Here is a 13,775-nt window from a genome sequence, read left to right on the forward strand (position 1 = left end):
CAAGGACACCAAGGAAGAGATAGAGAATTTTATGGTGAAAACGGAGTAAAACTCTGATAATCATATTTTTAGTAATTCAAAATTAAAAATTCACAAATTATAGCTAACAAAAGTTCACACTCGCTTATTCAGTGGGCAATGTTAATACTAATAAACTACTCCAGATGACTAGTTATTTATACCTAAATTTTGGATTTAGCTATGTTTATTTACATTGATAACTAATTCAGTGTGATTGTTCCAAAAAATAACTACAATTCTTAACTATAAAGAAGTATTTAAATTTTGCAAACATTAATTTACATCTGCTAGGTTAGTAAAAATGAATTATTAAGGATTTGACATATTTACTGATGTAGATGTAAGTAAGTCGGCGGAAAAATTAAGGTAAGTTTTCTTAGACAGGGGTTTCCCTGATGAAACTAATTTCACGATCGCTAACTCAAATTAAGCACAAACTGCGTAAAACTGGTAAAGTTATCCTGGCTCTGCTGCTAATCTGCCTAATAGTACGCCTATCACCTTATTTTGCGCCCATTCGTGCCGCAGACATTGCCCAAAATCAGTTGGCAATGCAATTTAGCGATCGCAATGCTTTACAATTAGGAACATTGCTCACCCGTGACCAAGAGCATACATCAGTAGTACCACTAAATCAGGTTTCGCCCCAGTTTACCCATGCCATTTTAGCCGCCGAAGATGGCAGCTTTTACCATCACGGGGCGCTGGATATGAAAGCTGTTATCCGCGCCAGCAAAGAAGCCATCCACGCCAAAAAAGTTGTTTCCGGCGCTTCCACTATTACGATGCAATTGGCGCGGATGTTAGATCCCGTGCCTCGCAGCTTCTCTGGTAAAATGCAAGAGATTTGGCTATCTTGGCGGTTAACAGCAGGGATGAACAAAGATGAAATCCTCTCTGCATATATCAATCGGCTGCCAATGGGAGGCAATATATATGGTGTGGAAGCAGCTGCGCGGACTTATTTTTCCATCTCAGCTAGTGAGTTGAATCTTGCCCAAGCTAGTTTATTGGCTGCTATTCCCAATAATCCCACATACTTTAACCCTTACCAGCATTGGGAACGGCTGAAGCAGCGACAAAAATACGTCCTCAATCGTATGGTACTAGAAAAGTATATTAGTGGAGCGATCGCAGCCCGAACACACACCGAAAAAGTTGTGTTTCAATCTCGCCAACGGGGAATTATCGCTGCACCACACTTTTTATTTTGGTTAGCCAATAAGATGTCTGAGACGCAAACAGAAGAAAATTCACCCATCCGGACGACTATAAATCGTCCTTTGCAGCAGTTTGTCGAAGCACAGGTACAACAGGTAATTTATTCTCTAGCCGCCAACAATGTCCATGATGCAGCCGCGTTGGTGATTGACAACCGCAGTGGCGAAGTTTTGGCTTATGTCGGTTCGCCTGATTACTTTAATGAAGTCAAACTGGGACGCAACGATGGAGTGCAGGCGTTACGTCAACCAGGATCTACACTCAAGCCTTTTGTGTATGAATTAGCTTTAGAAAAAGGTTTAATTCACCCAAATACTATCTTAGCAGATGTACCCGCCCATTATGCCATTCCCGGCGCGAAACTTTATAGTCCAACAGATTATACCGAACGCTTTCTTGGCCCAGTGCGGGTGCGAATCGCCTTAGCAAATTCCCTGAATGTACCCGCAGTGCGGGTGTTAGAAAAAGTAGGTGTGGAAACTTTCTTAGAACGACTGCATCAACTAGGATTTGAACACCTCAATCAAACCCCAGAACATTATGGTTTAGGGTTAACTCTAGGTAGTGGCGAAGTCAGTCTCTGGGAATTAGCCCATGCCTACCTGACCATAGCACGACTTGGAGATGCGACCCCTTTAGTAAGCAGATTTTCCAATACCCCACTCCCTACTCCCCATTACGCCTTATCCCCAGAGGGGACTCCACCTTCCCCACTCCCCAACCACACAATATGGCAATTAATCACCAATATACTCAGCGATCGCCATGCTCGTGCAACAGCATTTGGTGTAGACTCAGTGTTAAATTTACCCTTTCCTTCTGCGGTTAAAACTGGCACTTCTTCCAATTTTCGTGACACTTGGACAGTTGGCTTCACTACCGATTACACCGTTGCTACTTGGGTAGGCAATTTCAACGGCGAACCGATGCGACAGGTTTCAGGTGTGACAGGGGCTGCACCCTTGTGGAATCGGATTATGTTACACCTGCACGAACATCAAGAACCAGTAGATTTTCCATCTCCAGAAGGTTTAGTGCAACTACCTGTTTGTGCAATTTCGGGGTTACGACCAACACCAGATTGTACCTCAGTGGTGCAGGAATATTTCTATCCTGAAGATAAAAGTAATTACGAACGTGAAAATCAATTCAATTTACCACCAGAGTATGATGAGTGGTTGGCAAAACAACAGCAATCGAATTTTAATTCTACCAATTTGAGAATTTTATCTCCGGATCATGGCGATTTATTCTTACTGTATCCAGGTGAAGAAGCGAAGCAAAAACTCGAATTTAAGCTAGTGGGAAATAAATCTGTGCCTGTTGAGTGGTGGTTAAATGGTGAAAAGTTAGATACACAGTCAGCTAATTCTTTATTTTGGTATTTGCGTCCTGGTAATTGGACTTTGGAAGCGAGAAGTGGGGAAATGAGTGATAAGGTAAGTTTTCAGGTGGAATTGGCTAATCTTAAACCCACGCGTCGGGGATTTTCTATTAGTAATTCTCCGGTAAAGAGATGAATCGCCGATAATTAAATAGTAAGTTAGCGTAAATAAAGTTCTACACTCAATACCTTCAGCTAAAAAGAAGGATGAAGATAGAGGGCTGATGTCAGTAAGCTAACAATAACTTGTATTTGAGTATCGCCACTTTTTGCTGAAACATGATATTGAATTACAGCTTACGTAAATTTACTCTAAAAAAATTTAAGAAAAAATTTAAATATTAGTGAATATACGAGTTACGTTTCACTCTTATCTCAATAGTATGTAAGTAAATATAGGAATCGGACTTGAATTTTGAAAGCATACTGAGATTAAAAAATTTTCCAGTGAAGCTTTTATCTTAAAAACTTTTGATTAATCAAACCGGAGTTCTATATATGCTAGTTAAATCTAGACAAGAGCAATATTAATCAATCAAACCTGCAATTCAGAGATATTCGGGTAATAATTAGACTTTTTCGGAAATTTAGAACCCAGTCTATTTAAGGGTTTTAGACAATATTTAGATGTTTTCAAACAATGCAGCGATGAGGGTTTAATATAGTTTCTGATAATTTAAGGGCGAAAGATAGTGTTGTTTAATTTTGAGTAACTCCCCGATTTAGGATTTTATTTAATCCGTACTAGCCTTGAGGAAAATTAATTTTATTCAACAGAGATAGCATTTATTTTCTTGGTTTATGTCAAGTGAATTTTCGGACTGGTCTATTAACTGTAATCACCTTTAATCATCGATTTTAACTAAGATTATTGGCAAACAGGACTTACGCAACAACCTAAATTAGTGGTAATTCATGAATTACCACTATAAAAAATCAGGTTTTTCAGACAATTTTGCATAAGTAGTAGCAAATAGGCTCAACTTCTTGCCAGCCCTATACTTTAACAACTAGCATAAGTTTAAAAAAGCTATCTCTGAATTGATAGAAATTAATTAATAATGAAATCTTCACTGATTTTTTCTTGGGAAATAAACAGTTTCAAATTTGGAAGGATAACTAGTGTAAGTAGGGTTACTTCATCAAGTAGATAAGTATTGAGTAATTTTTAATTCACTCAACACTTCATTATCATAACTGAGTGCAGTCAAAGCGTTTCTGGCGTTGCTGCTGCTACAACTAAGGCTCTAAACACAGTTTTAAGTGTAGTTATCTATTTTAGTATCCACATCAAAAGGAAGTTGAAAATGTCAATTCTGTTTGCCCTACAGCCAAAACAGTGGCTCGCACGGATAGTATCTGCGCGGCTAGTTAGCTTGCTCGCTCTACTTACTACTGTGATGCCCTTGGAGGTTCTTTCCACCCCAGCGTTGGCCATCCCAGCAGCCGCGTCTGTTGACACCAAGATTCAGGTTTCTAATACAATGAGCTATTGGCCTTTCAATATTAGCCGTTACTTGAAAGTGCCGCCCAACTTCTCCATCTCCGTTTATGCTCGCATTCCGAAAGCCCGCTTTATCGCAGTTGCTCCCAATGGCAATCTTCTAGTGTCGCAGCCCAGTACCGGGAAAGTACTGATTGTCAGGGCAAATGGCAGCAAAGACCCAATTATTTCTGACTTCGTGACAGGTCTACGCAATCCGCAGGGCATTGTGTTTCACACGATTAATAACACCACATACATTTATATCTCTGAGAGTAATCAAATTAACCGCTTTATCTACAAATCTGGAGACATAACCGCCCAGAATCGCCAAGTTGTCGTCGCTGGCTTACCAGACAGCAGCACCTTCGAACTCAAAGGTGCTTACGGTCACGAACTGAAAAATATCGCACTCGATGCCAACCACAAACTATACGTGTCGATCGCCTCGACATGCAACGCCTGCGTGGCAGATACTGTCAGTAACCCACGGCGGGGTGCGATTTACCAGTACAACGCTGATGGAAGCAATCCGCGGCTTTTTGCCCAAGGTTTACGCAATGCAGAAGGACTGGCATTCGTCCCTGGCACAAATGACCTCTGGGTAGCCGTTAATAATCGAGATAACATCGCCTATCCCTTCAAGGATGCCACTAACAACTACGGTAAGGTTGTCCCGTCCTACGTAGACAACCACCCGCCAGAGGAGTTCACGCGGGTCCGAGATGGCGGTAACTACGGTTGGCCATTCTGCAACCCCAATCCTGACACGTCAAATCGCTCCTACTATATGCCCTTCGACCGCGACTCTCAGTTCAATGCTGATGGACATGTTAATTGCAATGCGATGGACAAGATTATCAGAGGTATCCAAGCGCATTCGGCTCCGTTGGGACTAACCTTCTTACAAAATACGAAGTTTCCTAGCTTGTACTCAACTGGGGTATTGGTAGGGCTGCACGGCTCATGGAATCGGCAGCAGAGAACAGGTTATAAAATAGCTTACTTTCCCTGGGAGAATACGATCAAGATCCCAGGGAATCAGATAGATTTAGTTAGCGGCTGGGTAATTCCAGGAACGCAAGATTTCTGGGGGCGACCCGTGGATACGGTAGTGGATCAGCAGGGTAATTTGTTAATCTCGGATGACTACAGCGGCACGATTTACAGGCTCTCCTACACGCCGAGATAAAAATGATTTCCAGATTTCATCCCATTTCACACAAACCCTGATACATATAGATTTATCGTAGGGATACAGCATTGCTGTGTCCCTACCAACGTATTTGGATCATGGACACATCTTCAAGGGTTTTCAACGAGCATTCTAATAATATGTAGTCGTAATAATTACGCTGCCAAATTGCTATTTCAGGGGCATTACGGATCAGGTTGATGTGTCTAGTCGTAGCCGATTTGAATCCAGTCACAAATGATGATAGCGATCGCTATCATCAATGTAATATAGGCTTTGGTAGCAACGCACAGATGTTCGCCCTGATCACAGATGGGGAAAGTGTCAAAGTCTATATAAAAGCAACAAACTCAAACTATGACTCAGCAACCAACTGATCTAGACAATAAAGCTGTATTTGAGCAGTTGTGGGGAATTACAAAGGAACTCCACGAAAAACTGGAGGCTCGTTTTGAGTTACATCCAGACCCTTCTACACAAGATTTACAGCAATACCGCAGTCTCGATGACAATATCAATGGATCGCTGACCACTTTTGTTGGGTCAGAAATTGACTGGCTAGTTCATTCATGGCTAGGAAACCCTGAAACTTCAAACTTCAGTACCATGCGTCTCACCACTTGGTTGAAGTCACATATCCAGGTTCCTCATTTAGCGTTTGAGTTTGGCACACTTCCCAATATTTTCTTTTATATAGATTACATTCCCCGGACTGAGCTTTTAAGCGATTTGGCATATCTTGATCGCTACTATGAGCCAGTTAACCAAACATTCTTGAAGTTGCAGTCCGATTCGCGCCTAAAGGTATTTACCAGCAAAAGTGTGTATGTTCGCCTATTTCAATCGCCTGTTAGCTTGTGCTACACAGGCGCACCTACTCTTGATACCCTCGAACTAACTCGCACACTTGCACATGAAACACTTGATCGCTGGCTAACCTGGGTAGATGCAGCTGAACCTGTAACTGAAGATGCACGGGATGTTTTGGCAGATCGTGATTTGTCGCTACGCCGGATCAGTGCTGAACGTGACCCAGGTAATAAATTTGCCGCACAGATGTTTGGATCGGAATTGACAGATAGACTTGTAAGATCGCTCTGGGGTGGCGATCGCATTCTCTGAATTGGTGAGGAATTTTGGACATGACAAGTTGCTGACAGCAACTGGTTAAAGGTAGGTAGACTTTTGCCATAGTGTACTAATCCGATCACAAACTCTCGTAGGTGAGTTGGGCATTTGCCCAGTTGGTTTCTGCCAGAAATTCCCTAAATGTGGTCAGAAGTCTAGGAAACTCCTCTTCTCGTAAACGCTGGACATCGGCTTGATAACCTTGTTTGCGATACCACTGAATCAAATCAAACAGTTCCCTTTGCAGCAAGAGTAAGAAAATCCAGGCGGGTGTCTCTTTGTAGACAACTTTCATCCCCTGCGCTTGGGAGAATGCCTCTGCCATCTGCTTTGGAGTCAGGACATCGCCAGCTAGCTCAATTTCTTGACCAATATACTTGGTAGGATGTTTGATTACGTAGGCAGCAACGCGCCCCATGTCCTTCGTTGTAATTAGATGAAGGGGCAAGTCTGGCTGAATAGAAAACGGGAAACTACCTTTGAGGATGGAAGGTCGCGTGTACTTCTTCCAAAACTCCTCCATAAACAAGCAGGCTCGCAACATAGTAGTCGGTAAGCCAGCTTCTTTAAAAATTTGCTCCACTTGGTACTTTTGCTCAATGCGGGGGATTCCGGAATTCCTGTCCGCCCCACCTGCGGAATTATAGACAAAGTGCTTAATGTCAGCTTGTTTGGCAGCTTGTGCAACTCGCTTTGCTCTCTCCACCTCTCGCGGGTCAATTTTAGCGGAGTCCGCAGAAGTAGCGTGGCAGTAAACAGCCCAAATCCCTGCAAAGGCTGCGATGAGGGAGGTTTCATCGTCGAGGTTGGCTTTTACCAGTTCAACTCCGGCATCGTTGAGTTTTGCAAGAGTTGGACGATTCAGGTCAATTTCTCTAGTGATGACTCGCAAATTGGTAACTCCCTGTTCGAGAAATCCCTTGACGACATTTCCACCTGTGCCACCAGTAACTCCGATGAGTAACACTTTATCGGTGTTTGACTCTGTGCGATCGGGGAAATTTGACATTCTCTTCTACCTGGAGTTCTTTATTTAAATTAAGTTTATACAAAGACAGAAGAAACAAATAATAATTAAGTAGCAACCTGATTTAATATCAGAACTTAAAGTTTTGACCTCAGACCGACAACATCCAAGCAAAAAGTTTCAACAAAGCCCGAACGACTGGAAAATCGCGGCGACAAAAACAAAGTCCTTGGATCTGAGTTGACAGATAAACTTGTACGATGCCTAGGTTGGGCTACGCCTACGCTCTGAGATGGCGATCGCATTCTTTGAATTAGTGAGGAATTTTGGACAATAACACCGATAATTTAGAATCCTACCGCGCTTTGGCACTGCAAGTTACCTGTCATGCAGTCAACCAAACAAGCGATGGCCACCAAGCGCGATCGCTCATGCAAAACTCCATCAACCGCCTAGCTCAACAAATTGCTGCCAGTATCGCTTTCATTGGCTTTGATTGTCGTTTAATTGTACTGCCAGAATATTTCCTGACTGGTTTCCCGATGGGAGATTCTCTCTTAGGATGGGCAGAAAAAGCCTGTATAGAAATGGCTGGGGCTGAGTATGAAGCACTTGGTAAAATTGCTCAAAAGCATAAAATCTATTTAGCTGGTAATGCCTACGAAGTTGACCCCAACTTTCCCGGATTGTATTTCCAAACCTGCTTTATCATTGACCCCTCTGGCTCAATTGTTTTGCGATATCGGCGGCTGAATTCCTTATTTGCCCCGACTCCCCATGATGTTTGGGATAAGTATCTTGACTGCTATGGTTTAGAGGGAGTTTTCCCCGTTGCCAAAACTGCGATCGGTAATTTGGCAGCTTTAGCATCAGAAGAAATTTTGTATCCAGAAGTGGCGCGGTGTCTAGCGATGCGAGGAGCGGAGATTTTTGTGCATTCCACCTCGGAAGTATACAACAAAAACCTCACGCCCAAAGACGCAGCAAAAATCACTCGCGCCGTCGAGAATATGGCATACGTGGTTTCAGCTAATACCGCCGGCATCGCTAATATTGCTATCCCTATTGCTTCGGCTGATGGTGGCTCTAAAATCATCGACCATCGCGGAATCGTTTTAGCAGAGACAGGTGCAGGCGAGAGCATGGCAGCATTCGCAGAGATTGACCTAGTAGCATTACGTCGCGATCGCCGCCGACCGGGGTTAAATAATTTACTTTCACGCCAACGGTTTGAGCTATACGCCGAAAGTTATCGCCAGTCACACTTTTACCCTGCTAATACTATGCTGGAAGGAGAAGTAGACCGCAAACACTTCCTGGAAACGCAGCAAGCCACCATTGAGCGGTTAACCAAATTGGGGATAATTTGAATTGGGCAGAAGAATTTTAGATTTGGGATTTTGGATTTGGGATTGAAGAAAAATCTAAAATCTAAAATATAAAATATAAAATCCAAAATTGAATAACTCCTAATGACAAAACCAATAGAAGTCCGCAATCCCCGAACTGGCAAATTTGACTACGTAATTATCCCACCGCCTCTAAAGCTGCTGGTACAACAATGTAAGCGCAGCCGCAGAGCGCAAGTTCGCTGGCAGCAGTTGGGTTTAGAGGGGAGAATTGAAGCTTTACAGCAGTGGAAGGAAGCGATATTATCTGGACGCGATCGCTTAACGGAAGCTTTGGTAAATGATACAGGAAGATTGTCAGTCTCAGTATTAGAAATAGATTCTTTCCTCTCTAGCATCGATCGCTGGTGTCGGTTAGCGCCGGAGTTGCTGCAAGAATCTGCAAAAAATACAGCCATTCCGTTTATCGCCTTGCAACAAATATCGGTTCCTTATCCCCTAGTTGGGATAATTAGCCCGTGGAATTTTCCCCTGTTACTGTCTACCATTGATACCATTCCGGCATTGTTGGCGGGTTGTGCGGTGATTGTCAAACCCAGTGAAATCGCTCCCCGCTTCGTAGCACCAATGATTACAGCACTCAACGCCGTTCCCAAACTGCACGATGTATTAACTTTTGTTGAAGGAGCAGGCACAACCGGATCTGCTTTGATTGAAAATGTAGATTTGGTATGTTTTACAGGCAGTGTAGCCACAGGGCGAAAAGTAGCAGAAGCTGCTGCTAAACAGTTTATTCCAGCTTTTTTGGAATTAGGAGGAAAAGATCCGGCGATCGTCTTGGAATCAGCCAATTTAGAATTAGCAACCTCAGCAATATTGTGGGGTTCCGTCGTCAACACCGGACAGTCATGCCTCTCAATTGAGCGAATTTATGTTGCTGAATCGATATTTGAAAAGTTTTACCATCAACTAGTAGCCAAAGCTTATCGCCTTGGGCTAGCCTACCCTACAATTGAAAGTGGGGAAATTGGCCCCATCATCACCGAAAGACAAGCAGCAATTATTAGCGACCATCTCGTAGATGCAGTTGAAAAGGGAGCAGTAATTCACTGCGGGGGTGTAATTGAAGACTTAGGTGGGGGTTGGTGGTGTCGTCCGACAGTTATCACCCAAGTTGACCATTCCATGAAAGTGATGACCGAAGAGACTTTTGGCCCGATTATGCCAGTGATGCCTTTTTCCACAGTAGAGCAAGCAGTCTCTTTAGCGAACGACTCAATTTATGGATTGAGTGCTGCTGTGTTTGCCGAGTCAGAAGCAGAAGCCTTAGAAGTTGCCCACCAGATAGATGCAGGTGGCATCAGTATCAACGATGCTGGACTCACCGCCATGATACATGACGGAGAGAAAAACGCCTTTAAATTCTCTGGTCTGGGAGGGTCACGTATGGGTGCAGGGGCGCTAAAACGCTTCATGCGAAAAAAAGCTATTTTGATCAAAACTAACGCTACTAATGACCCTTGGTGGTTTGATAATGAAGCTTGACGCGCCCCACTTTACGAAAGTTGAGGGAAGGATATTACGACGATCATCATAAATACTGTCAACAAACAGAAGGTAAGTTTTTAGAAGCGGTATATAGCATCGACTTATAATGTTAATACATCAACTTACAATGCCAATGCTAAAATTCAGCAGTTTTTGTAGGGTATGCACTGCTTACCCGCTCAATCTATTATTATTAGCTTGTGTTGTCAGCCTTACCTACAGTTGTTAAGAGGTGAATTGCAATGACTTCAAATATTCGAGAAGGAATGCCCGTACTTGTTCGTCATGAAGGAGATTGGGTAGGAACTTATACATTAATTGATACAGCAGGAAAAATCCTCGACAAGTATGAGTCTCACTTAACTTGTCAATTTCCAGAAGATGGACTTCATCCTTACTACCAAATCAATCGCTACAATTGGTCTGATGGCAAACGAGAAGAGTATGAATTTCCTGGAAGCTATAAAGATAATAAACTCTGGTTTGACACCGATCGCATTCAAGGAAAGGCTTGGGAAGCCGATGATTCAGTTGTTATTTTGTGGTTTGCTTATAAGACAAACCCAGAAATGACCATATATGAAATGATCTACATTAGTCCTGACAATAACAATCGTGCCCGCACTTGGCATTGGTTTAAGAATAATCAAATCTTTCAACGCACCCTAATTCAAGAAGAACGGCTAAAATAGTAATTTCTCCCCTTAGCAAGCAAGGAAATAAGATTTCTGCTCCCTCTCCTTAGTAAGGAGAGGGTTGGGGTGAGGTTTAAAGAGCCTTCTACAAAAGTGAGATGCTTCCGGCGGATTCCGTATAACTCAATACAGTTCAGTCAAGCATTTATTCCTTCTTTCTGTGTCGCGCCAGTTGCTTCAAGTCGGGGAACCCGCCCAACGCACTGGCTTCTCTGCGCCTCTGCGGTTCGTTAAAAAAAATTACTTTCACAAAGAGTTTTAGCCTTAACTGAACCGTATTGCGGTATAACTCTCATCTCAAATCTCAATTTAGTAAGGTACACCCATGGCAAAAGGTGACAAAATAAACTTTTCTACTCCTAGCGGTTTCCCAGAATTTCTTCCTAGCGAAAAGCGTCTAGAATTATATTTGCTAGATATCATCCGTAGAGTTTTTGAAAGCTATGGATTTACGCCCATTGAAACACCTGCTGTAGAACGTTTAGAAGTGCTGCAAGCTAAAGGCAATCAAGGCGACAATATTATCTATGGCATTGATCCTATCCTGCCACCAAATCGACAAGCCGAGAGAGATAAATCGGGCGAAACTGGTTCGGAAGCAAGAGCTTTAAAGTTTGATCAAACAGTTCCTTTGGCGGCTTATATTGCCCGTCACCTGAATGAATTAACCTTTCCCTTTGCCCGCTACCAAATGGATGTGGTTTTTCGGGGAGAACGGGCGAAAGATGGGCGGTTTCGTCAGTTTCGTCAGTGCGATATTGATGTAGTTGCTCGTCGTGAACTCAGCTTGCTCTATGATGCTCAGATGCCTGCAATTATCACTGAGATATTTGAAGCAATTAATATTGGTGATTTTCTGATTCGCATCAATAATCGCAAAGTTCTTACTGGTTTCTTTAAGTCAGTGGGAATTGCTGAAAACAAAATTAAATCGTGTATTGGTATTGTTGATACTCTGGAAAAAGTTGGTGAAAATAAAGTAAAGCAAGATTTAGAAAAAGAGGGCATTTTAGCAGAACAAGCTCAAAAGATTATTGAATTTATTAAAATTGATGGTTCTGTTAATGAAGTATTAGATAAGCTCAATCACCTCGCGCAAAACCTATCAGAAACTGAGCAATTGAACCTGGGAGTTACCGAATTAGAAACAGTAATTGCAGGCGTGCGTAATCTCGGAGTTGCCGAAAATCGTTTCTGTATTGATTTATCCATTGCCCGTGGTCTTGATTACTATACTGGCACAGTTTACGAAACAACCTTATTAGGACATGAAGCATTAGGTAGTATTTGTTCTGGCGGTAGATATGAAGAGTTAGTAGGAGTATTTTTGGGCGAAAAAATGCCTGGTGTAGGCATTTCTATTGGTTTAACTCGCTTAATTAGTCGTTTACTAAAAGCTGGTATTCTTAGTACTTTAGCTGTGACACCAGCCCAGTTGATGGTAGTGAATATGCAAGATGATTTAATGCCAACTTATTTAAAAGTTTCTCAACATCTGCGTCAGGCTGGAATTAATGTTATAACTAACTTTGATAAGCGCCCCTTGGGTAAACAATTTCAGCTAGCTGACAAACAAGGAATTCAATTTTGCGTAATTATTGGTTCTGAGGAAGCAGCAACACAAAAGTCCTCGCTCAAAGATTTGAAAACAGGTGAGCAAGTAGAAGTGTTACTGGTAAATCTGGCTGAGGAAGTTAAAAGAAGGCTTGGCTAATAAACTATGAAAGTTCTAAATTTTACAACAGCTTTGATTTAGCTTATCTAGTAAAGATTTCAACTCATCTACTGACCCTGGTTGGAATTTAAGTCAGAATATGCTTTATTTTTCTCCGAGGAAATGGGAGCACCTGCGAAATCGTTTCGGATGGCATTAGGTACATTAATAATTAAAGAAAAATTAGGCATAAGCGACAGAGAAATAGTAGAACAAATCAAGGAGAATCCTTATCTACAGTACTTTATAGGGATGTCATCTTCTAGTAATGAAACTCCATTTGATGCATCATACAAGTAGAAGCTTTTAAGAAATACACTGGTTATTATCCAGAATCAGTTCACGTTGATAAAATTTATCGTACAAGGGAGAATCGGGCTTGGTGCAAAGAAAGAGGTATTAGAATTAGTGGACTCCCGTTGGGAAGACCCCCTGAGAATGTTAGTAAAAAAAAAGAAACAAGCTTTAGAACACGAGAGGATTCGTAATTGTATTGAGGGAAAATTTGGACAAGATAAAAGAAGATTTAGCCTCAACCGAGTGATGGCAAAACTTTCTCAAAATAGCTCAAACTGCAATTGCTATTACTTTTTTAGTCATGAACCTGTCTACTCATGTGTCACGCTGTAAGAGTTCTTTTTTATGTCTATTTTTGAAAACTACACCTTTTTTACAGTTTCATATTATTGAAAGTTATGTTTTGGCTAATCGCAGGCAACAAAAACTTATCTTTTATCCTTGCTTGAATTGCTAAGCAATCCTTATCTTGCTTTTTCATACTTTTTTAGCAACCCCTAATTAATTTCTTTAGTTGCTGCAACTGCTCAATAAAAGATATCTCACTCATCTTTAAAAAAAAATGCCCGTTTTCGATCTACTTCTCGAATTCCTCTCATGACATTGACCCGTCCACGTCGCCCCGTTAAGATTTTTGCGCCGTCCTCGCTTACCGCAATTTTTGCGGCGAATCACGCGTAAACTAAAGCCCCCTAGCAATGACGTGAGCTAGAGGGCTTTAGTTTGTAAAATTAAACCTGGCATCGAGCTATTTTTGCGTAGGGCTACCCCTA

General features: G+C 42.1%; 9 protein-coding genes and 2 pseudogenes. 10 read left to right on the plus strand and 1 reads right to left on the minus strand.

Annotated elements, in window-relative coordinates; translation table 11 throughout:
• The first annotated feature begins 416 nt into the window (after positions 1–416).
• The 4 genes from pbpC to V7K36_RS08175 all read left to right on the plus strand — a co-directional run bounded on the left by pbpC (position 417) and on the right by V7K36_RS08175 (position 6,426).
• Positions 417–2,762, plus strand: coding sequence for a penicillin-binding protein 1C (pbpC, locus tag V7K36_RS08160; protein ID WP_335114714.1), 2,346 nt, complete (start codon positions 417–419; stop codon positions 2,760–2,762).
• 1,171 nt (positions 2,763–3,933) lie between these two features.
• On the plus strand, positions 3,934–5,301 hold the full coding sequence (locus tag V7K36_RS08165; RefSeq protein WP_335114716.1) for a PQQ-dependent sugar dehydrogenase: 1,368 nt from the start codon (positions 3,934–3,936) through the stop codon (positions 5,299–5,301).
• A 203-nt stretch (positions 5,302–5,504) separates the two neighbouring features.
• On the plus strand, positions 5,505–5,681 hold the full coding sequence (locus V7K36_RS08170; protein WP_335114718.1) for a hypothetical protein: 177 nt from the start codon (positions 5,505–5,507) through the stop codon (positions 5,679–5,681).
• Positions 5,662–6,426 (plus strand): red chlorophyll catabolite reductase, encoded by a 765-nt coding sequence (locus V7K36_RS08175; RefSeq protein WP_335114719.1) that lies wholly within the window; start codon positions 5,662–5,664, stop codon positions 6,424–6,426. The genes V7K36_RS08170 and V7K36_RS08175 overlap by 20 nt, the downstream gene beginning before the upstream one ends.
• Positions 6,427–6,511: 85 nt before the next feature.
• On the opposite strand, the gene V7K36_RS08180 is transcribed toward V7K36_RS08175, so the two are convergent.
• Complete coding sequence (locus V7K36_RS08180) at positions 6,512–7,441, minus strand: NmrA family NAD(P)-binding protein (RefSeq protein WP_335114721.1); 930 nt, start codon at positions 7,439–7,441, stop codon at positions 6,512–6,514.
• 284 nt (positions 7,442–7,725) lie between these two features.
• Here V7K36_RS08180 and V7K36_RS08185 point away from each other — a divergent pair, with 284 nt between their 5' ends.
• The 6 genes and pseudogenes from V7K36_RS08185 to V7K36_RS08205 form a co-directional block, all read left to right on the plus strand.
• The gene (locus tag V7K36_RS08185; protein WP_335114723.1) at positions 7,726–8,769 is read left to right on the plus strand and encodes a nitrilase-related carbon-nitrogen hydrolase; all 1,044 of its coding nucleotides are present in this window, start codon (positions 7,726–7,728) and stop codon (positions 8,767–8,769) included.
• A gap of 102 nt (positions 8,770–8,871) precedes the next feature.
• Positions 8,872–10,293, plus strand: coding sequence for an aldehyde dehydrogenase family protein (locus tag V7K36_RS08190; protein ID WP_335114725.1), 1,422 nt, complete (start codon positions 8,872–8,874; stop codon positions 10,291–10,293).
• Between the two features lie 245 nt (positions 10,294–10,538).
• A complete protein-coding gene (locus V7K36_RS08195) occupies positions 10,539–10,988 on the plus strand; it encodes a DUF3598 family protein (RefSeq protein WP_335114727.1) in 450 nt (149 codons plus the stop codon).
• 328 nt (positions 10,989–11,316) lie between these two features.
• On the plus strand, positions 11,317–12,705 hold the full coding sequence (gene hisS / locus V7K36_RS08200; protein WP_335114729.1) for a histidine--tRNA ligase: 1,389 nt from the start codon (positions 11,317–11,319) through the stop codon (positions 12,703–12,705).
• Between the two features lie 75 nt (positions 12,706–12,780).
• Positions 12,781–12,996, plus strand: a pseudogene (locus tag V7K36_RS34055) (transposase); the annotation flags it as partial.
• A gap of 2 nt (positions 12,997–12,998) precedes the next feature.
• Positions 12,999–13,459: pseudogene (locus V7K36_RS08205) on the plus strand (transposase); the annotation flags it as partial.
• Positions 13,460–13,775: the final 316 nt, after the last annotated feature.

Origin of the sequence: Nostoc sp., assembly GCF_036919555.1 — a bacterium.
GTDB lineage: Bacteria > Cyanobacteriota > Cyanobacteriia > Cyanobacteriales > Nostocaceae > Nostoc.

Excerpts from the sequence above, each read along its gene's own strand:
- V7K36_RS08180 (WP_335114721.1), bottom strand. The coding sequence starts at position 7,441 with ATGTCAAATTTCCCCGATCGCACAGAGTCAAACACCGATAAAGTGTTA.
- V7K36_RS08170 (WP_335114718.1), top strand. The coding sequence starts at position 5,505 with ATGTGTCTAGTCGTAGCCGATTTGAATCCAGTCACAAATGATGATAGC.
- V7K36_RS08165 (WP_335114716.1), top strand. The coding sequence starts at position 3,934 with ATGTCAATTCTGTTTGCCCTACAGCCAAAACAGTGGCTCGCACGGATA.
- pbpC (WP_335114714.1), top strand. The coding sequence starts at position 417 with ATGAAACTAATTTCACGATCGCTAACTCAAATTAAGCACAAACTGCGT.
- hisS (WP_335114729.1), top strand. The coding sequence starts at position 11,317 with ATGGCAAAAGGTGACAAAATAAACTTTTCTACTCCTAGCGGTTTCCCA.
- V7K36_RS08175 (WP_335114719.1), top strand. The coding sequence starts at position 5,662 with ATGACTCAGCAACCAACTGATCTAGACAATAAAGCTGTATTTGAGCAG.
- V7K36_RS08190 (WP_335114725.1), top strand. The coding sequence starts at position 8,872 with ATGACAAAACCAATAGAAGTCCGCAATCCCCGAACTGGCAAATTTGAC.
- V7K36_RS08195 (WP_335114727.1), top strand. The coding sequence starts at position 10,539 with ATGACTTCAAATATTCGAGAAGGAATGCCCGTACTTGTTCGTCATGAA.